This window comes from Catellatospora vulcania (assembly GCF_009720385.1).
Classification (GTDB): Bacteria; Actinomycetota; Actinomycetes; order Mycobacteriales; family Micromonosporaceae; genus Catellatospora; species Catellatospora vulcania.
Map to the genome: position 1 here is coordinate 65,564 of NZ_WARX01000035.1, position 18,480 is coordinate 84,043.

Sequence of the window (18,480 nt, forward strand, 5' to 3'; positions counted from 1 at the left end):
AGGCGGCCGAGGACCGACTGCTTTCGCGCTCATGCCCCGCCTCCCGGCCGCAGCAGGCGTCCGATCGGTTCCACCCCGGCCAGGCGGCCACGCAGCCAGGTGTCGCGGACGACGCCGCGCAGGGTCCGGCCGTCGTACGGCGACACGTGGTGGCGGTGCAGCAGCCGGCTCGCGTCGACGGTGAACTCGGCGTCGGCGTCGAAGGCGACCAGGTCCGCGTCCGCGCCCACGGCGATGCGGCCCTTGCCGGGCAGGCCGACCAGGTCGGCGGTGTTGCCGGCCATCCAGCGCACCACGTCGGCGAGGCTGTGCCCGCGCCGCGCCGCCGCGGTCCACATCAGCGGCAGCCCGAGCTGCACGGACGCGATGCCGCCCCAGGCGGTGCCGAAGTCGCCCGCCTTCAGCTCGGGCGGGCACGGCGAGTGGTCGGACACCACGCAGTCGATCAGTCCGTCGGCCAGCGCCTGCCACAACGCGTCCTGATGCGACTTGTCGCGGATCGGCGGGCAGCACTTGTACTGCGTCGCGCCGTCGGGCACCTCGGACTCGTCGAGCACCAGGTAGTGCGGGCAGGTCTCGGCGGTGATACGGACGCCCTCCCGGCGGGCCGCGGCGATCAGCGGCAGCGCGTCGGCGGCGGCCAGGTGCAGGATGTGCACCCGCGCCCCGGTGCGCTCGGCCGCCTCGATCACGGCGGCGACGGCCCGGCGCTCGGCCCGCGGCGGGCGCGAGGCCACGAAGTCGGCGAAGTGCTTGCCGTGCGCGGGCGTGACCAGGGACGGGTCCTCGGCGTGCAGCACGAACAGCGCGTCGACCGCGCCGAGCGCCTCTTCGAGCCCGGCCGGGTCGAGCGGCGGGAACTCGGGCACACCCGAGTCGATGAGGAACGCCTTGAACCCGAGCACGCCCTGGTCGTGCAGCGCGCGCAGCTGCCCCGCGTTGCCGGGCACGGCGCCGCCCCAGAAGCCGACGTCGACGAAGCACTGCTCGACGGCGGCGGCCCGCTTGACGTGCAGCGCCTGCACGTCGACGGTCGGCGGGACCGAGTTCAGCGGCATGTCGACGATGGTGGTGACGCCGCCCGCGGCGGCGGCCCGGGTGGCGCTGTCGAAGCCCTCCCACTGGGTGCGGCCGGGCTCGTTGACGTGCACGTGGGTGTCGACCAGGCCGGGCAGCAGCGCGCACTCGCCCAGGTCGATGACGTCGTCGCCGGACAGCGCCTGGAATCCGACGACCGCGGCGATGACGCCGTCACGGATGCCGACGTCGGCGGGCCGTTCGCCGTCCGGGGTCAGTGTCCGGTGCGAGCGCAGAATGAGGTCGTAGTTCACAGCGGGTCCAGCATAGATCGATCGACTCCGAATTCGCCGATATCAAGAGCGCCGCAGGCCACGGCGCGTCGCAGGAATCCCGACAGCGCCCGCGCGGTCGCGGGTTCGTCCAGGTAGCCGGTGCCGCGTGCGCCGCTGTCGCGTTGGGCTGCGCTGTCGCGCCCGTCGAGCCAGGCCCGCAGCCGGGCCGCGGCCGACGGAGCCCCCTCGCGGAAGAAGCCGTACGCGGCCGCGTAGCGCGTCGGCAGCTGCGCCGGATGCAGGTCCCAGCCCTGGTAGAAGCCGCGTTCCAGGCTGCGGCGGACCAGGCGCAGGTGCAGCGCCCAGGCGGCGTGCACGGCCGCGGTGTCGCCGACCGGCAGCACGTTGGTGGAGCCGTCGACCACGCGCACGCCCGTTCCCGCCGCGGCGACCTGCATGACCTGCTTGGCATGGTCGGCGGCCGGATGCTCCATCGACTGACACGCCGCCGCTATACCGAGTGCCGCCGAGTAGTCGTACGTGCCGTAGTGCAGCCCCACGCAGCGCCCCTGCGACGCGTGGATCATCGCGGGCAGCGGGCAGGTCCCGTCCGGTCCCATGATCGCCTGTGGCATCTCCACCTGCAGTTCGAAGCGCAGCTGACCCGCGGCCGGTTCGAGCTGGCGGCACAGCGAGACCAGCGCCTCGACCTGGTCCACCGAGCTGACCTTCGGCAGCGTGATCACGAAGTTCGGCGGGATCGTGCCCAGCGCGTCGAGCAGCCGTTCCAGGGTGCGCAGCGCCCGGGGCCGGGTGTCGGCCTCCAGGCTCTTGATCCGTACCCCGGTGAACGGGGCCGGGCGGGCGGACAGGAACGCGGCGACGCTGCGGGCGTGCGCGTCCTCGGTGGCGTCCTCGCGGCGGCCGTAGCCGTCCTCGAAGTCCACCCGCAGGTCCTCGATCGGCTCCGTGGACAGTTTGCGGCCGATCCGCTCGTGCAGTTCCTCCGGGTAGGGCAGCCCGTGCTCGGCCAGCGCGGCGAGGGCCTGCTCGCCCCAGCGCAACGCCAGGCCGGTGCGTATCAGGTCGGCGGGCACGTACACGGTGTGCAGCGGCTGGCGGCCGGTCGGCTCACCCGGATAGCGGTCGCGCAGCTGCCCGTCGGCCACGGCCAGCCTGCGGTCCAGTTCCCGGGCCGGCAGGTGGACCACCCCGTCGCGCGGCGCGCCGAGGAACTCCCCGGCTTCGGCGGGCTTCATCAGTCGATCAGCTCCCCGGCCGGCAGGGTCAGGAACTCCACGAAGTCGTCGGACAGCGCGACCTGCTCGAAGATCTTGCGGGCGGGGCCGTAGTCGGGCCCCAGCGTGTCCATCTCCGCCTCGATCAGCTGTTCCAGCAGGTCACGGGTGATGGGGGTGCCGTCGGCGAGGTCCGCGCCGTTGTGCATCCACTGCCACAGCTGCGAGCGGGAGATCTCCGCGGTGGCGGCGTCCTCCATCAGGTTGTTGATCGCGGCCGCGCCGTTGCCGCTCAGCCACGACTGGATGTAGCGGATGCCGACGTCGATGTTGGCGCGTACGCCGGCCAGCGTGATCTCACCGGGCGTGGTGCGCACGTCGAGCAGGTCGTGCGGGGTCACCCGCACGTCCGGGCGCTGCCGGGAGAGCTGGTTCGGGGCGCCGTCGAGGACCTTGTCGAAGACCTCCAGGCAGATCGGCACCAGGTCGGGGTGCGCCACCCAGGAGCCGTCGAAGCCGTCGGCGGCCTCGCGTTCCTTGTCCTGGCGCACCTTGGCCAGCGCGGTCGCGGTGACGCCCGGGTCGCGCCGGTTCGGGATGAACGCCGCCATGCCCCCCATCGCGTACGCGCCGCGGCGGTGACACGTCTTGACCAGCAGCTGCGCGTACGCCCGCAGGAACGGCGCGGCCATCGTCACCTGCCCCCGGTCGGGCAGCGTGTACGCCGGAAAGCCGCGGAACTTCTTGATCAGGCTGAACAGGTAGTCCCAGCGCCCCGCGTTCAGGCCGCTGGCGTGGTCGCGCAGCTCCCACAGGATCTCGTCCATCTCGAACGCGGCCGTGATCGTCTCGATGAGCACGGTGGCCCGGATGCTGCCGTACGGGATGCCCAGCAGCTCCTGCGCGGCCGTGAACACGTCCTGCCACAGTCTCGCTTCGAGGTGGCTCTCCATCTTGGGCAGGTAGAAGTACGGGCCGCTGCCCCGGGCCAGCAGCTCGGCGGCGTTGTGGAAGAAGTGCAGGCCGAAGTCGACCAGCGCGGCGACGCCGGGCTCCCCGTCGACCTCGAAGTGGCGCTCGTCGAGGTGCCAGCCGCGGGGCCGCACCACAATGGTCGGCAGCGGGCCGGGGTGCAGCGCGTAGAGCTTGTCGCCCTGCTGGAGGCTGATCGTCCGGCGGACGGCCTCGTACAGGCTCTGCTGGCCGCCGACGACGTTGGCCCAGTGCGGGGTGTTGGCGTCCTCCAGGTCGGCCAGCCACACCTTCGCGCCCGAGTTCAGCGCGTTGATGGTCATCTTGCGGTCGGTCGGGCCGGTGATCTCGACCCGGCGGTCGACCAGGTCGTCCGGAGCCTTGGCCACGGACCACTCGCCGTCGCGAATGTGCGCGGTCTCCGGCAGGAAGTCCAGCGTGCCGGTGCGATCGATCTCGGCCTGCCGGGCCGCGCGCGCCGCGAGCAGCTCGTCGCGGCGGGGCCGGAAGCGGCGCTGCAGCTCGGTGACGAACGCGACCGCCTCAGGCGTCAGGATCTCGGTCACTCATACCCCCACGATGTGTTCGGGCCGGACCGGCACCCTGGTCAGCGCGGCCCCGGTGGCCGCCCGGATCGCCGCGACGACGGCCGGTGTGGACGAGATCGTGGGCGGCTCGCCGACCCCGCGCAGGCCGTACGGCGAGTGCGGGTCGGCCAGTTCGAGCACGTCCACTGTCATCGGCGGCATGTCCATGATCGTAGGGAGCAGATAGTCGGTGAAGGACGGATTGCGCACCTTCCCGTCGACAAGCTGGATCTCCTCCATCAGGGCCAGGCCGAGACCCTGGGCGGTGCCGCCGTGGATCTGGCCGGTGACCGCGACCGGGTTGACCGCCTTGCCGACGTCCTGCGCGGTGACGATCTCGACGACCTTCACCAGGCCGAGGTCGAGGTCGACGTCGACGGTGGCCCGGTGCGCGGCGAAGGCGTACTGCACGTGCGCGTCGCCCTGGCCCGTCTCCGGGTCGAGCGCCTGGGTCGGCCGGTGCCGCCACTGCACGGTCTCCTCGATCGCCTCGTCCCCGAGCAGCTCGGCGATGTCCGCGACGACGGTCCCGTCGGTGTCCACGACCTGCCCGTCCACCAGCCGCAGCCCGTCCGGGATGCCGTCGGTCCGGTCCAGCAGCCGGGTGCGGATGGCTTGGCAGGCGGCGCGGACGGCGCCGCCGGTCATGTAGGTCTGGCGGGAGGCCGACGAGGAGCCGGCGCTGCCGACGGCCGTGTCGGCGGGGGCGATGGTGACCTGGTCGACGCCGAGTTCGGTGCGCACGATCTGGGCCTGGACGGTGACCAGCCCCTGGCCGACCTCGGCGGCGGCGGTGTGGACGAGGACCGCGGGGCGGCCGCCGACCAGTTCCAGCCGGACCCGGGCGGTGGCGTAGTCGTCGAAGCCCTCGGAGAAGCAGACGTTCTTGATGCCGATGCCGTAGCCGACGCCGCGGACCACGCCCTCGCCGTGGGTGGTGTTCGCGGTGCCGCCGGGCGGGAAGTCGGCCGGACCGGCCGGTGGCTTGGACTGGACCAGGCGGAGCAGCTCCGCGACCGGGGCCGGGCCTTCGACGACCTGGCCGGTGGGCATCCGGTCGCCGGTGTGCAGGGCGTTGCGCACGCGCACCTCGACCGGGTCGAGGCCCAGCGCCGCGGCGAGCTTGTCCATCTGCGACTCGTACGCGAAACACGCCTGCACCGCCCCGAAGCCGCGCATCGCCCCGCACGGCGGGTTGTTCGTGTAGAGCCCGTAGGCGTCCATCACCACGTTCGGCACGTCGTAGGGACCGACGCCCAGCGTCGCCGCGTTGGCCACGACCGCCCCGGAGCTGGACGCGTACGCGCCGCCGTCGAGCAGGATGCGGGCCTTCACGTAGACGAGGCGGCCGTCGGCGTCCGCGCCGTGCTCGTAGCGCAGCCGGGCCGGGTGCCGGTGCACGTGGCCGAAGAACGACTCCTCGCGGCCGTACACCATCTTCACCGGGCGGCCGGTGCGCAGCGCCAGCATGCAGGCGTGGACCTGCATGGACAGGTCCTCGCGCGCGCCGAACGCGCCGCCGACCCCGGCCAGGGTGAGCCGCACCTTGTCCGCGGCCAGGCCCAGGCATGCGGCGACCTGCTGCTGGTCCACGTGCAGCCACTGGGTGGCGATGTACAGGTCGATTCCGCCGTCCTCGGCGGGCACGGCCAGCCCCGACTCCGGGCCGAGGAACGCCTGGTCCTGCATGCCGACCTCGTACTCCCCGGTCACCACGACCGCGGCGGCGGCGTGCGGGTCGCCGCGGCGGATCGGCACGTGGCGCAGCAGGTTGGGCCGGTCGGCGTGCACCCGGGGCGCGCGGTCGTCGTGCAGCGCCGCCTCGGGGTCGGTGACCGGGTCGAGCACCTCGTACGTGATCCCGATCGCCGCGACGGCGCGGCGCGCGGTCTCCGGGTGGTCGGCGGCCACCACCACGATCGGCTCACCCTGGTAGCGGACCTCGTCGGCGGCCAGCACCGGCTGATCCACGTGCTCCAGCCCGTACAGCCGCCGGCCCGGCACGTCCTCATGGGTGAGCACCGCGTACACGCCCGGAATCCGCAGCGCCGGACCGAGATCCAGCCCCGTGATCCGCGCCCGCGGATGCGGGCTGCGCAGCGTCGCCCCCCACAGCATGTCGTCGGCCCACAGATCCGACGAGAACGCGAACTCCCCCATCACCTTCAGCCGCCCATCCGGCCGCTGCGGTGACGCCCCCACCCCACCCGTCACGGTGGCCGCCAACCCCACATGCACCGACGTCGTCACCCCGCCACCCCCGCCCCACCCCTGGCGCAACTCTTAAAGAGTCGCGGCTTCGGCACGTCCTGGAAGGCGCGACTCTTTAAGAGTTGCGGCAGGTGGGGGGCGCGCGGGCGCGGCGCGGGCGACGGCGACGGCGACGTGGTCATCGGCCGGCCTTTCGGAGGAGGGTGCGGCTGACGCGGGTGAGGTCGCGGGCGAGGGAGTCGGAGTCGGTGTGGACGAGGCGGCCGTGGCGGACGACGACGTCGCCGCCGACGAGCAGGGCTTCGACCTTGGCGGGTGGGCCGAAGACGAGGGCGGCGACGGGGTCCTCGATGCCGGCGTGGCCGAGGTCGTCGATGCGCCACAGCGCGATGTCGGCGAGCCTGCCGGGCTCCAGGATGCCGAGTTCGCCGTCGCGGCCCAGGCAGCGGGCCCCGCCGGTGGTGGCCAGGGCGAGCGCCTCGCGGGCGGTCAGCGCGGCCGGGCCGCCGCGCAGGCGCGCTGCCAGCATCGCCTGGCGCAGTTCCGGGCCCAGCTCACCGGCCTCCTGCGAGGCCGCGCCGTCGACGCCCAGGCCGACCGGCACACCCGCGTCGAGCAGGTCGCGCACCCGGGCGGTGCCCGCGCCGAGGCGGGCGTTGGAGCTGGGGCAGTGCGCCACGCCGGTGCCGGTGGCCCCGAGCCGGGCCACCGCGGCGTCGTCGAGGTGCACGCCGTGCGCCAGCCACACGTCGTCGCCTAGCCAGCCGAGCTTCTCGGCGTACTCCACGGGCGTGCAGCCGAAGCGGTCGCGGCAGAACTCGTCCTCCTCGACCGTCTCGGCCAGGTGCGTGTGCAGGCGTACGCCGTGCGCGCGGGCCAGCGAGGCGGCCTCGCGCATCAGGTCGGAGGTGACCGAGAACGGCGAGCACGGCGCGACCGCGACGCGCACCATCGCGGACGGGGACGGATCGTGGTGCTGCTCGATCGCGGCGGCGGTCGCGGCCAGCGCGGCGCCGGTCGACTCGACGATGTTGTCCGGCGGCAGCCCGCCCTGCGACGCGCCGAGGTCCATCGAGCCGCGGCAGGCGTGCAGCCGTACGCCGACCGACGCGGCCGCCTCGACCTGCGTCCCGATCAAGTCACCGGAGCCGCGCGGGAACACGTAGTGGTGGTCGGCGGCGGTGGTGCAGCCCGACAGCGCGAGCGCGCCCAGGCCCGCGGTGGTCGTGACATAGACGAGTTCGTCATCGAGCCCGGCCCACACCGGGTACAGCTCGACCAGCCAGTCGAACAGGTTGCTCTGCTGGGCCAGCCCGCGGGTCGCCCACTGGTAGAGGTGGTGGTGGGTGTTGACCAGGCCGGGCGTGGCCAGGCAGCCCCGGCCGTCGATGACCTGGTCGGCGGGCCCGTCGAAGTCTCCCGCGCCGACCTCGGTGATCCGGTCGCCGTCGACGACGAGGTGCCCGCGCAGGTACTCCGCGCCCGCCGCGTCGACGGTCGCGATCGCACAGCCGTTGATGACGGTCCTCATCGCGTCCCCGCCTCGCTCGCGGCCAGGCGCACCGCATCCATGATCTTTTCGTAGCCGGTGCAGCGGCACAGGTTGCCGGCGAGGGCCTCGCGGATCTCGGGGTCGCTCGGGTGCGGGACGCGCGCCAGCAGGTCGTGCACCGAGACGATCAGCCCCGGCGTGCAGAAGCCGCACTGCACCGCCCCGGTCTGCAGGAACGCCCGCTGCACGGGGTCCAGCTCGCCCTCGGGGGCCAGGCCCTCGACGGTGCGCACGTCGCGCCCGGTGGCCTGGCCCGCGGCGACCAGGCAGGCGCAGACCGCGGTCCCGTCCAGGTACACCGTGCACGAGCCGCATTCGCCCTGCTCGCAGGCGTTCTTGCTGCCGGGCAGGCCGAGCCGCTCACGCAGCACGTAGAGCAGGCTCTCGCCCTCCCAGACGTCGTCGGCGGTCCGGGGCGTCCCGTTGACCGTGCAGGTCACCCGCATAGATCCCTCCAGGCCCAGGTCAGGGTGCGCTGGGCCAGCACGGCCAGCGCGTGGCGGCGGTACGCGGCGGTGCCGCGCACGTCGTCGATCGGCGAGGCCGCCGCGGCGACCAGCTCGCCGAAGCGCCGCGCCACGTCGGGTTCAAGCCCGGCGAGCGTGTCCCAGGGGAGCTGCCCGGCGGCGTACAGCTCCGCCTCGGCGGCCCGGCGCGGCGTGGGCGCGGCCGAGCCGATCCCGGTGCCGACCTCCCGGCGGCCGGGGTGCAGCGCGAGCGCGAACGAGCTGACCGCGATCACCATCGCGTTGCGGGTGCCGATCTTCGAGAACTGCTCGGGGCCGTCGGCGGGCCGCACCCATACTGCGGCGATCAGCTCGTCCGGCGCCAGCACGCTGCGTTTGGGGCCGGTGAAGAACTCGTCGATCGGCACCAGCCGGGTGCCGCGCACCGAGGCCAGCTCGACCTGCGCACCGGCCGCCAGCAGCGGCGGGTGGGCGTCGCCTGCGGGCGAGGCCGAGCCGAGGTTGCCGCCGACGGTGCCCCGGTTGCGGATCTGCGGCGACCCGACCGTCCGGGAGGCCATGGCCAGCCCCGGCAGGCGGTCGCCCAGTTCCTCGATGATCCGGGTGTACGAGACGCCCGCCCCGATGCGCAGCAGCTCCCCGTCCATCGCCCACGTCGTCAGGTCGCCGATGCGGGTCAGGTCCAGCAGCACGCCCGGCCGCCGCCGGTGGAAGTTCAGCTCGACCATCACGTCGGTGCCACCGGCGATCGGCACCGCGTCCGGCCGTTCCGCCCGGATCGCCAAGGCGTCGGCCCAGGTCGGCGGCGTCAGAAAGTCCATCAGGCCGCTCCCAGGTCCCACGCTAGTCCGGACGACGGCGCGCCGTCGCGTAGCACCGTGCCCTCGATCAGGCCGTACGGCCGGTCGGCGGCGAAGTACACCGCGTCGGGGTTGTCCAGCCCGAACGGCGACAGGTCGACCAGGAAGTGGTGCCGGTTCGGCAGCGCCAGCCGCACCTCGGCGACCTCGGGCACCCGTTCCAGGACCCGCTCCCCCATCGCGTACAGCGTCTGCTGCAGCGAGCGGCTGTACGTGTCGACGAACGCGCCGACCAGGCCGTCCCGGACCGCCTCGAACGCGGCGTTCCAGTCGACGTCCGTCGAGGCGAAACGCCAGCGGGCGTCCACGGCCGTGGCCAGGATGCGGTCGTCGGCCTCGGGCAGCGTCGTGTACCGGTCGCGCGGGAAGCCCTTGAACATCGATCCGGTCGTGTTCAGCAGCGTCAGCCCGTGCAGCCCGCCGACCACCCAGGACTGCTCCGCGGTCGCGGTCAGCGTCGCCGTGCGCACCTCGTCCCCGGCGCGGGCGAACGAGTGGCCGCCCAGCCGCCGCCAGCCGTACGCCTCGATGTGCACCTGGGCCCGTTCGATCGGGTCCTGCCCGGTGACGAAGTGGCGGGCCAGCCGCAGGCCGAACTGCTCGATGCTCGCGAACCCGTCGCGGGCGAACGCGTACACCGTGTTCTTCTGCGTGTCGGTCGGCAGCACGTCGGCGTTGTCGCCGGTCAGGTGCGTCGCGTCGAGGCGGCCCGCCAGGCAGGTGCTGACGTTCAGGTCGGTCAGCTCGTGGCGCTCGCCGTCGCGGACCACGGTGACCAGCCGGCACTCGGCCTTGCCGTACCGGTTGGGGCCCAGGCGGATCGTCATCAGGACCCCCGGTAGGTGGTGTAGCCGAACTTGCTCAGCAGCAGCGGCACGTGCAGGTGCCGGTCGGTGTCGGTGACGTCGAAGACCACGGTCACCTCGGGGAAGAAACTGCCCAGTCCCTGGTACGCGGCGACGTCGAAGCGCAGCCCGTACCGGCCCACCAGCCACTGCTCGGCCGGCACCCAGTCGGCCAGCCGCCCGTCGGTGTTCGTGGTCCCGGTCGCCACGACGACCCACCCGTACTGCCCCAGCCGCTGCAACGTCACCTGCACGTCCGCGGCGGGCTCACCCCGGCAGGTGTCCAGCACATGGGTCGACAGGGTCATCCGGTGCGTCCCGTCATCAACCGCTCCGCTCTCATACCTGCTCGCTCATGTCCCGAACAACCGATCAAGGCGCAACAAGGTGATCGCCGTCAGCTCGCGGCGTACCACGTCGCGCTCGGCGGCCTCGTCGTTGGCCAGCCGCCGCCGGGCCGCCGCGAGCATCTCCTCCGCCGTCTTTCCACTCGCGAAGATCAGGAACACGTGGCCGAAGCGGTCCTCGTACGCCCGATTGGCCTCGACCAGCTCCGCCGCGGTCTGCTCGTCGGCCGACGCCGCCCCGGACTGCTCACGCCGCGACCAGGCCGCCTCGCGGGTCGCGCCCGCGGCCCGCTCGCCGATGCGCGGGTGGGCGTCGAGGGCCTGCTGCACGTCCGGCCAGGGCAGCGCCGCGACCGCACCGGCGGCCACCTCGCGCAGCTCGCCGATGCCCGCATAGGGCCGCCCCGCCGCCACCGCCCGCGCCCACGCACTCGACGCGTTGCAGGTCAGCAACTCGCGTTCGGCGTCGGGGGCGGGCAGAGCGTTGAACTCGGCCGGCGACATGGAATGAGTCAACTGCCCCGCCCCCTGGCGCTGAAGGGTGAGAAGGACCGAAACTGCAACAAAGCCTGGCTAGGCTCTTTGGAGGTTACGACAAAGGCGGTACGCATGCGGCTACGTGACGTGCTGGAACAGCCGGGTGTCCGGCTGCCGGTGCTCGCCGGGGAAGGCGAGCTGGACCGCCCCGCCCATCTCGCGTACACCACGGACCTGCTCGACCCCGGCCGCTACCTCGCGGGCGGCGAGGTCGTGCTGACCGGAATGATGTGGCGGCGCGAGCCCGCCGACTCCGAGCTGTTCGTCGCGGCGCTGGCGGGGGCCGGGGTCGCCGCGCTCGGCGCGGGCGAGGCGCTGCTCGGGCCGGTCCCGGCCGACCTGGTCGAGGCGTGCCGGCGGCACCGGCTGCCGCTGTTCGCGGTGCCCGCCGAGGTGTCGTTCCGCGAGGTGACCGAACGGATCAACACGGTGCTCTGGGCCGAGCGCGAAGCCGGGGCGGTGGCCGCCCGCAGCCGCCGCCGCGGCCTGGTCGCCACCCTCGCCGCCGGGGCCGACCTGGCCGAGGTGTGGCCCGCCACCGGAGCCTGGGTGCTCAGCTGCACGGGCCGCGTCATCGCCGGCGACCCCGCCGGCACCCCGCACGACCTGGCCGTCGGGCGGCGGCTCGCGACGGCGTTCCTGCGCGCGGACTCCCTGCCCGCCCGCTGCCGGATCGGCGACCGGGAGTTCCACCTCGACGCGCCCGCACCCGCCGCGACGCCCGGCACCCGCTTCATCGCCTGCGCCGACCCTGCCCTGCTCGAAGAACTCGTCGAGCTGACCGCCCTGGACGCGGCCCGCTCCGAACGCGCCCGCCGCATCGAACGCCGGCTCGCCGCCCAACTCGCCGACGTCCTGACCTCCGCCACCGACCCCGCCGAGATCACCGCCGCCCTCCACGCCTGCGGCCTACCCACCACCGGCCCATACACCGTCCTCGCCGCCTCCCTCCCCTCCTCCACCCCCACTCCCCCCACTCCCCCCACCGCCTCCGGCCCCGGCAGTTTCGGGGAAACTGCACGAAACGGGTTGGTGAAGCGTGCAGTTTCCCCGAAACTGCACGACGCGGACGGCGAAGCCGTCGCGGTAGTGGAGGAGATGGTGCCGGGGGCGGCTGTCGCCGTGCTGGCGGGCGAGGTGGTGGCGGTGGTCGCGGGGGTGGACGGGGTCGGCGGGCTGCGGGAGGCGGCACGGCATCTGACGACTGCGACGCGGGGACTGCGGTTCGCGGCCGGGGTGAGTGAGCCCGCGGCCGGCGTCGCCGCGCTGGCCGGGGCGTTGTCCCAGGCCAGACACGCCCACCGGTACGCGGTCGACCGGCAGGAACGGGTGTCCGTCGTCGGCAGCGACGAGCTGGCCTCGCATGATCTGCTGCTCGCGGGTGTCCCCCGGGCGGTGCGGCAGGCGTTCGCGGACCGGCTGCTCGCGCCGCTGCGCGCGTACGACGCCGACCACCACGCGGATTTGGTCCGCACCCTGCAGACGTTCCTGGCCTGCGACGGCTCTTGGACGCGCTGCGCGAGCGCGATGCACCTGCACGTCAACACGCTGCGCTACCGGGTACGCCGCATCGCCGACCTGACCGGCCGCGACCTCGACCGCTTCACCGACCGCGTGGACCTGTACCTGGCCCTGCGCCTGGACACCTAGCCCCGGCCCCCATGATCGTCCGGCTTGCCAGGCAACCGGGCGTATGGCGGGTCAAGATACGCACAGGTGCCGGGCAAGTCGGACGATCATCACCGCGCACGGCATGGGCGGGGCGGTCAGGCGTGGGCGGCTTGCGTGGCTTCTGCCAGCAGGGCGACCGAGCGCAGGCGGGCCTCGCCGGTGGCGTGGTGGGCGACGATCAGCTCGTCGACGCCGACCTGCCGGACGAACGCGTCGAGGTAGTCGCGCACCTCGCCGGGCGTGCCGATGGCGGAGTACTGCAGCATCTGATCGACGTGCGCGCCCGCGCCCTGGGCCAGGAGCTGGTCGGCCTGCTCGTCGGTGAAGGTCTGCCCGCGCCCGAACAGTCCGGTCGCGAACGCCCGCCGGGTGCCCTGGAACTGCTCCCGGGCCGCGGCCGCGGTGTCCGCCGCGGCGACGTTGATCCCGGCGATCACATGCGGCCGGTCGAGCTGCTCGGACGGCCGGAACTCGCGCCGGTACGCCGCCACCGCCGCCTCCAGGGCCTGCGGCGCGAAGTGCGAGGCGAACGCGTACGGCAGGCCGAGCGCGGCGGCCAGCGTCGCCCCGAACAGCGACGAGCCGAGGATGTACAGCGGGATCTGCGAGCCCTTGCCCGGCACCGCGTCCACGCCCGGGATCCGCGACTTCCCGGCCAGGTAGGCCTGCAGTTCCAGCACGTCCTGCGGGAAGCCCTCGGCCGACTGCGCGTCGCGCCGCAGCGCGCGCATGGTGTTCTGGTCCGAGCCGGGTGCGCGGCCGAGGCCCAGGTCGATGCGTCCCGGGTACATGGCGTCGAGGGTGCCGTACTGCTCGGCGATGGTCAGCGGGGTGTGGTTGGGCAGCATGACGCCGCCCGCGCCGAGCCTGATCGAGCTGGTGAACGTGCCGATGTGCGCGATCAGCACGGCAGGCGCCGAGGACGCGATGGTCGGCATGTTGTGGTGCTCGGCGTACCAGACGCGCCGGTAGCCGTGCTGCTCGGCGGTGCGGGCGAGCTCGACGCTGGCCGCGATGCTGTCGCGCGCGGTCTCGCCGGGGCCGATGCGGGCCAGGTCGAGGATGGAGAGCGGGATCGTCATTGCGGCCGTCCTTCTGGCTCGTACGGGCACCGGCGGGCCGGGCCGGTGGCCGGCGAGACCTGGCACGGTCTCGCCGGCCGTGGCCGGTGAACCCGGTCCGGCGTGAAACGGAGCACTTGCTCCGCCTCCTCCCCGACGGTAGCACCGAAGCGGAGCAGTTGCTCCGGTAGGGTGTGTGCATGACGTCACGCCCGGCCGCCTCCCCGGTGCCCGCCGCACCGGCGGCTGCCGCACCGGCGGCTGCCACCCGCAGCGACGCCGCCCGCAACCGCGGCCGGCTGCTCGACGCCGCGGCCGGGCTGATCGCCGAGCGCGGCAGCGACGTGGACGTACGCGAGATCGCGCGCCGGGCCGAGGTCGGCATGGGCACCCTCTACCGCCACTTCCCCACCAAGGAGGCGCTGCTCGACGCGGCGCTGGAGCATGTGTTCACGTCCTGGGCCGCTGCGGCGTCGGCGGCGCTGACCGGCCGGGCGTGGCCCGATCTGGGCCGCTTCCTCGCGGACGCGCTGACCCGGCAGACCGCCTCCCCGGGGCTGCTCGACGCCTACTGCCAGGCGCTGCCCGGCCAGGCCGGCAACACTGCCCGCCAGCACTGCCGCCAGCAGGTCGGCCCGCTGATCGCGGAGCTGGTCCGCGCCGCGCACGAGTCCGGCGAGCTGCGCCCCGACATCACGGCCGAGGACGTCTCCCTGCTGCTGGTCGCCCTCGGCCGGATCGCTCCGGTCGTACCCGAGCCCGCCTGGCGCCGCATCCTGCACGTCACGCTGGACGGCCTGCACACCCGCGCGGCGACTCCGCTACCCCGGCCCGACCGGCCCCTCTGACAGCCGCCCCGCCACCGCCTCGACCCCGCGGTCGGCTGGCGGCGCGACCCCGCACCATATAGACATTGGCCTATCTGATCGAGTTTTTGTAGATCGAATTCGATCAGATAGGCCAATGTCCATTAAAGGGCGAGACGGGCGGGCGCGCCCAGGGTCAGGCGCCGCCGCCGAGGACGGCGTCGCTCTCGGCGGTCTCCTCGGCCGGCGGGCGGTGCTTGTGCAGCAGGGCGGAGACCGGGGTGCCGGTGTCGTTGACGCGGAGGACGAACGGCCGCTGCGGGGTGTAGCGGATCGCGGTCACCGAGGACGGCTCGACCGAGATGCGCTGGAACAGGTCCAGGTGCATGCCCAGCGCGTCCGCCACGATCGCCTTGATCACGTCACCGTGGCTGCACGCCAGCCACACCGCGTCATGGCCGTGGGACTCGGTGATCCGGGCGTCCCAGGCGCGTACGGCGGTCACGGCGCGGTTGGCCATGGCCGCCATGGCCTCCCCGCCCGGGAAGACCACCGCGGCCGGATGATGCTGCACGGTCGACCACAGCGGGTTGTCCGCGAGTTCCTTGAGCGAGCGCCCCGACCACTCGCCGTAGCCGCATTCGCGCAGGCCCTCGTCGGGCACTGGGGCGACGCCGGGCAGCGCGAGTGCCAGGGTCTGCCTGCAGCGGACCAGCGGGCTGGTCACCACGACGGCCAGCGGCAACCCGGCCAGCCGCCCCCGGGCCTGTTCGGCCTGGGCGACGCCCAGCTCGTCCAGCTCGACGGGCAGGTCCCCGGCGAGGATGCCGTCGGCGTTGGCGGTCGTGCGTCCGTGCCGCAACAGCAGTAGCGTGGCCACGCCCGCCAGCCTAGGTGGCCGAGATGGTGTTCGTGGCGAGCAATGCGATGATCGCACCGCCGAGGATCACCCGATACCAGACGAAAGCCATCAGCGAGTGATGTGCGACGAACTTGAGCAGCCAGGCGATCGAGGCGTACGCCACCAGGAAGCTGACGACCGTGCCGACGATCAGCGAGGCGGCGGTCACGGTGGGGCTGCCCAGCGCCTCGGGCAGCTCGTAGATGCCGGCCGCGACGAGCGCCGGCACCCCGAGGAAGAACGACAGCCGGGTGGCGGTGACCCGGTCGATGTCCCGCAGCAGACCGGTGGTGATGGTCGCGCCGGACCGGGACACGCCCGGAATCAGGGCCAGGCACTGTGCGAAGCCGATGACGAGCGTGTCGACCAGGCGCAGCTGCTTCTCGCCGCGGGTCTGGGTGGCGGCGTACTCGGCGAAGGCCATCACGCCGCTCCACAGGATCAGCGAGCCGGCCACGAACCACATGCTGCGCAGCGGACCGGTGATGAGGTCCCGGCCGAGGAAGCCGACGATGCCGATCGGGATCGAGCCCGCGATGACGTACCAGGCGAACTTGTAGTCGAAGATCTGGCGCGCCTCGGCCGAGAACAGGCCCTTGAACCAGGCCCCGGCCAGGCGGCCGATGTCCTTGAAGAAGTACACCAGCACCGCCGCGATCGCTCCGATCTGGATCACGGCGGTGAAGGCGGTGACGGCGGGATCGTCGATCGGCAGGCCCATCAGCTTTTCGGTGATGGTCAGGTGTCCGGTGGAGGAGATCGGGAGGAATTCGGTGATTCCCTCCACGATGCCCAGCACGATCGCCTGCCAGATCTCGATCTCCACTTAGTCTCCCAGTCCGCTCTCCGCGTACGCTTCGGCCACCGTACGCAAGGTCTCCCTGCCGGAGTCGGCGTCTGCCACGAACAGCGCCAGCGACAGCGTAGTCACGCCCGAATCGGCGTAGTCACGCAGGCGTCGCGCGATGCGATCCTTGGGACCCAGCAATGAGGTGCGGTCGATGAACTCCATCGGGATCGCCGCGGCGGCGTCGCGCTGGCGGCCGGCCAGGTACAGCTCCTGGACCTGCGCGGCGGCCTCGCCGTAGCCCATGCGGGTGGCCAGCTGGTTGTAGAAGTTCTGCTGGCGGCTGCCCATGCCGCCGACGTACAGCGCGGCGTAGGCGCGCACGAGTTCGGCGCACATCTCGACGTCGTCACCGATGACGACGGGCACGCTGGGCACGATGTCGAAGCCGTCGAGGGTCTTGCCCACCTTTGCCCGACCGGCGGCGATCTGCGCCAGTTGTTCCTCGGCGAACTCGGGCGCGTAGAACACGGCGAGCCAGCCGTCGGCGATCTCGCCCGCCAGTTCCAGGTTTTTCGGGCCGACCGCGGCGAGGTAGACCGGGATCTCGGTGCGCAGCGGGTGGAAGTTCAGGCGCAGTGCCTTGCCGGGACCGTCGGGCAGCGGCAGGGTGTGGAACTCGCCGGAGTAGGTGACCTGCTTGCGCGACAGGGCGAGCTTGACCACGTCGACGTACTCGCGGGTGCGCGCCAGCGGCTTGGCGAAGCGCACGCCGTGCCAGCCTTCGGAGACCTGCGGGCCGGACACGCCCAGGCCCAGGCGGAAGCGGCCGCCCGACAGGGTGTCGAGGGTGGCGGCGGTCATCGCGGTGGCGGCGGGGGTGCGGCCGGGGATCTGCATGACGGCGCTGCCGATGTCGATGCGCTCGGTCTGCGCGGCGATCCAGGAGAGCAGCGTCGGCGAGTCCGAGCCGTACGCCTCGGCCGCCCAGACCACCGAGAAGCCGAGCTGGTCGGCCTCCCGAGCCAGGGCCAGCAGGCTTTCGGGCGTGGACCACGGCGTCAGATAGCCGATGTTGAGACCGAGTCGCATGGTGACCTCCGTTGGCCGGGCCGCGTCGGCGGCGGTGGCCCAACGTTACCGAGTGGTAAGAATCTTGGGAAGGAGACCCCGGTCTCAGGCCGCCGGCACGCCTGCGGGCGCTCGCACCCCGTCGACGGTCGCGCAGCGAGCAGCGGGAACGGCCGGCAGCAGCGCCGGCGGCCGCTTCGCCGCGAGGTCCTCGACCCAGCCGAAACACAGCACGGCGCCTGCCGTCAGCACCGCCGTGACCGCGACGGTGAGCACCGGCGGCCCGGCCAGCCCGCCGAGCAGCCACAGGCCGACGGCCACCATCGGCAACTGCCACACGTAGACGGTCACCGCCCGCGCGTTGAGCAGCGCGACCACCCGGCGCAGCGGCGCAGCCGCGGAAAGCCAGGCCAGCCGTGGCCGGGCGCGCAGCGCCAGCAGCACCACCGCGGTGCCCCACAGCACCGGCACCAGCTGGTCGTGCAGCCCTTCCCGATCGGCGACGGCCCGCAGCAGGGCGGCCACGCCCAGCGCCCCCGCGGCGGCCAGGCAGGCGGGCCAGGACAGCCGGTCCAGCAGCCCGGACTCGCGGGCGTACCCGAGCACCCACGCGGTCCCGTACGCGGCGGTGCTCCAGACCACGTCGGTGACCGGGGAGCTCGGCAGCCTGAGCACGGTCGACAGCAGCACGGCCGCCCCGAGCGGGGCCAGCAGCGTCGCCACCGGCGCACGCTCGAACAGCCAGCGCAGCACCGGGGAGAGCAGCAGGAACCACAGGTAGACGCGCAGGTACCACAGCGCGACGACCAGCGCCGCGCCCCACTCGCTGCCCGGCGGATTCACCAGCGGGAACACCCACGGAAGGAGCTCGCTCCAGGTGAACGGGTGCCAGCCGTGCAGCAGCATCAACGGAACCCCGATCGCGCCCAGCATCCACAGCGGCGGCAGCAGCCGGCGCAACCGCGAACGCACGGTGCGCGCCGCCCCGCCGCGCCGCAGCGACACCGCGGTCAGGTAGCCGGCGAGGCCGAACATGACCCACATCGCGGGCAGCAGCGTGGTCAGCGCCCCCAGTGGCACGGTGTGCTGCAGGAACACCCGGACGATGGCGGCGGCGCGCAGCGTGTCGATGTAGGGACTGCGGGGACGGACGGCGGCCGGGTCAGCCGGACTGCCACCGGCCGTACTGCTCCACATGATGGTTCGGCGCTCCTGGGGGCTGGGTCGACCGTGCACCTCAACCACAGCCCATTTCCCTCAAAGCGGGCTCGGTAA

Annotated in this window: 17 protein-coding genes; 2 read left to right on the plus strand and 15 right to left on the minus strand. The window is 73.2% G+C overall.

Translation table 11 applies throughout. The annotated features are described in order from the left end of the window. Positions 1–29 precede the first annotated feature (29 nt). From allB to uraD, 10 genes are all read right to left on the minus strand, one after another. Positions 30–1,331, minus strand: coding sequence for an allantoinase AllB (gene allB, locus F6W97_RS38005; protein WP_155375436.1), 1,302 nt, complete (start codon positions 1,329–1,331; stop codon positions 30–32). Next, complete coding sequence (locus F6W97_RS38010) at positions 1,328–2,551, minus strand: DUF6986 family protein (RefSeq protein WP_155375437.1); 1,224 nt, start codon at positions 2,549–2,551, stop codon at positions 1,328–1,330. Before F6W97_RS38010 ends, allB begins: the two co-directional genes overlap by 4 nt. Then, positions 2,551–4,068, minus strand: a complete 1,518-nt coding sequence (gene aceB, locus F6W97_RS38015; protein ID WP_155375438.1) for a malate synthase A — start codon at positions 4,066–4,068, stop codon at positions 2,551–2,553. Before aceB ends, F6W97_RS38010 begins: the two co-directional genes overlap by 1 nt. Continuing rightward, on the minus strand, positions 4,069–6,339 hold the full coding sequence (gene pucD / locus F6W97_RS38020) for a xanthine dehydrogenase subunit D (RefSeq protein WP_230687316.1): 2,271 nt from the start codon (positions 6,337–6,339) through the stop codon (positions 4,069–4,071). 139 nt (positions 6,340–6,478) lie between these two features. Beyond that, the gene (locus tag F6W97_RS38025; RefSeq protein ID WP_155375439.1) at positions 6,479–7,831 is read right to left on the minus strand and encodes an 8-oxoguanine deaminase; all 1,353 of its coding nucleotides are present in this window, start codon (positions 7,829–7,831) and stop codon (positions 6,479–6,481) included. Continuing rightward, on the minus strand, positions 7,828–8,298 hold the full coding sequence (locus F6W97_RS38030) for a (2Fe-2S)-binding protein (protein WP_155375440.1): 471 nt from the start codon (positions 8,296–8,298) through the stop codon (positions 7,828–7,830). Before F6W97_RS38030 ends, F6W97_RS38025 begins: the two co-directional genes overlap by 4 nt. Continuing rightward, positions 8,289–9,140, minus strand: coding sequence for an FAD binding domain-containing protein (locus F6W97_RS38035; RefSeq protein WP_155375441.1), 852 nt, complete (start codon positions 9,138–9,140; stop codon positions 8,289–8,291). The genes F6W97_RS38030 and F6W97_RS38035 overlap by 10 nt, the downstream gene beginning before the upstream one ends. Then, entirely contained in the window at positions 9,140–10,006 is an 867-nt protein-coding gene (pucL, locus tag F6W97_RS38040; protein WP_155375442.1) for a factor-independent urate hydroxylase, read from the minus strand. The genes F6W97_RS38035 and pucL overlap by 1 nt, the downstream gene beginning before the upstream one ends. Continuing rightward, positions 10,006–10,332 (minus strand): hydroxyisourate hydrolase, encoded by a 327-nt coding sequence (gene uraH / locus F6W97_RS38045; RefSeq protein WP_155375443.1) that lies wholly within the window; start codon positions 10,330–10,332, stop codon positions 10,006–10,008. Before uraH ends, pucL begins: the two co-directional genes overlap by 1 nt. 45 nt (positions 10,333–10,377) lie before the next feature. Next, positions 10,378–10,875 (minus strand): 2-oxo-4-hydroxy-4-carboxy-5-ureidoimidazoline decarboxylase, encoded by a 498-nt coding sequence (gene uraD / locus F6W97_RS38050; RefSeq protein ID WP_155375444.1) that lies wholly within the window; start codon positions 10,873–10,875, stop codon positions 10,378–10,380. A 105-nt stretch (positions 10,876–10,980) separates the two neighbouring features. Between uraD and F6W97_RS41325 the strand changes: the two genes are divergently transcribed. After that, positions 10,981–12,558 carry a PucR family transcriptional regulator gene (locus tag F6W97_RS41325; RefSeq protein WP_155375445.1) on the plus strand — a complete coding sequence of 526 codons (1,578 nt, stop codon included), beginning with the start codon at positions 10,981–10,983 and terminating at the stop codon, positions 12,556–12,558. 116 nt (positions 12,559–12,674) lie between these two features. Here F6W97_RS41325 and F6W97_RS38060 read toward each other — a convergent pair whose 3' ends face one another. Beyond that, positions 12,675–13,661: an LLM class flavin-dependent oxidoreductase gene (locus F6W97_RS38060; protein ID WP_155375446.1), complete on the minus strand. Its 987-nt coding sequence runs from the start codon at positions 13,659–13,661 to the stop codon at positions 12,675–12,677. Between the two features lie 179 nt (positions 13,662–13,840). Here F6W97_RS38060 and F6W97_RS38065 point away from each other — a divergent pair, with 179 nt between their 5' ends. Then, positions 13,841–14,488, plus strand: a complete 648-nt coding sequence (locus F6W97_RS38065) for a TetR/AcrR family transcriptional regulator (RefSeq protein ID WP_155375447.1) — start codon at positions 13,841–13,843, stop codon at positions 14,486–14,488. A gap of 154 nt (positions 14,489–14,642) precedes the next feature. On the opposite strand, the gene F6W97_RS38070 is transcribed toward F6W97_RS38065, so the two are convergent. From F6W97_RS38070 to F6W97_RS38085, 4 genes are all read right to left on the minus strand, one after another. Continuing rightward, on the minus strand, positions 14,643–15,335 hold the full coding sequence (locus F6W97_RS38070; protein ID WP_155375488.1) for an MSMEG_4193 family putative phosphomutase: 693 nt from the start codon (positions 15,333–15,335) through the stop codon (positions 14,643–14,645). A gap of 1 nt (position 15,336) precedes the next feature. Next, positions 15,337–16,167, minus strand: a complete 831-nt coding sequence (locus F6W97_RS38075; protein ID WP_155375487.1) for an undecaprenyl-diphosphate phosphatase — start codon at positions 16,165–16,167, stop codon at positions 15,337–15,339. A 6-nt stretch (positions 16,168–16,173) separates the two neighbouring features. Continuing rightward, positions 16,174–17,226, minus strand: coding sequence for an LLM class F420-dependent oxidoreductase (locus F6W97_RS38080; RefSeq protein WP_155375448.1), 1,053 nt, complete (start codon positions 17,224–17,226; stop codon positions 16,174–16,176). Positions 17,227–17,310: 84 nt separating this feature from the next. Then, positions 17,311–18,402, minus strand: a complete 1,092-nt coding sequence (locus F6W97_RS38085) for an acyltransferase family protein (RefSeq protein WP_155375449.1) — start codon at positions 18,400–18,402, stop codon at positions 17,311–17,313. Positions 18,403–18,480 lie beyond the last annotated feature (78 nt).

Excerpts from the sequence above, each read along its gene's own strand:
- F6W97_RS38010 (WP_155375437.1), bottom strand. The coding sequence starts at position 2,551 with ATGAAGCCCGCCGAAGCCGGGGAGTTCCTCGGCGCGCCGCGCGACGGG.
- F6W97_RS38025 (WP_155375439.1), bottom strand. The coding sequence starts at position 7,831 with ATGAGGACCGTCATCAACGGCTGTGCGATCGCGACCGTCGACGCGGCG.
- F6W97_RS38030 (WP_155375440.1), bottom strand. The coding sequence starts at position 8,298 with ATGCGGGTGACCTGCACGGTCAACGGGACGCCCCGGACCGCCGACGAC.
- F6W97_RS38035 (WP_155375441.1), bottom strand. The coding sequence starts at position 9,140 with ATGGACTTTCTGACGCCGCCGACCTGGGCCGACGCCTTGGCGATCCGG.
- pucL (WP_155375442.1), bottom strand. The coding sequence starts at position 10,006 with ATGACGATCCGCCTGGGCCCCAACCGGTACGGCAAGGCCGAGTGCCGG.
- uraH (WP_155375443.1), bottom strand. The coding sequence starts at position 10,332 with ATGACCCTGTCGACCCATGTGCTGGACACCTGCCGGGGTGAGCCCGCC.
- uraD (WP_155375444.1), bottom strand. The coding sequence starts at position 10,875 with ATGTCGCCGGCCGAGTTCAACGCTCTGCCCGCCCCCGACGCCGAACGC.
- F6W97_RS41325 (WP_155375445.1), top strand. The coding sequence starts at position 10,981 with ATGCGGCTACGTGACGTGCTGGAACAGCCGGGTGTCCGGCTGCCGGTG.
- F6W97_RS38060 (WP_155375446.1), bottom strand. The coding sequence starts at position 13,661 with ATGACGATCCCGCTCTCCATCCTCGACCTGGCCCGCATCGGCCCCGGC.
- F6W97_RS38065 (WP_155375447.1), top strand. The coding sequence starts at position 13,841 with ATGACGTCACGCCCGGCCGCCTCCCCGGTGCCCGCCGCACCGGCGGCT.
- F6W97_RS38080 (WP_155375448.1), bottom strand. The coding sequence starts at position 17,226 with ATGCGACTCGGTCTCAACATCGGCTATCTGACGCCGTGGTCCACGCCC.
- F6W97_RS38085 (WP_155375449.1), bottom strand. The coding sequence starts at position 18,402 with ATGTGGAGCAGTACGGCCGGTGGCAGTCCGGCTGACCCGGCCGCCGTC.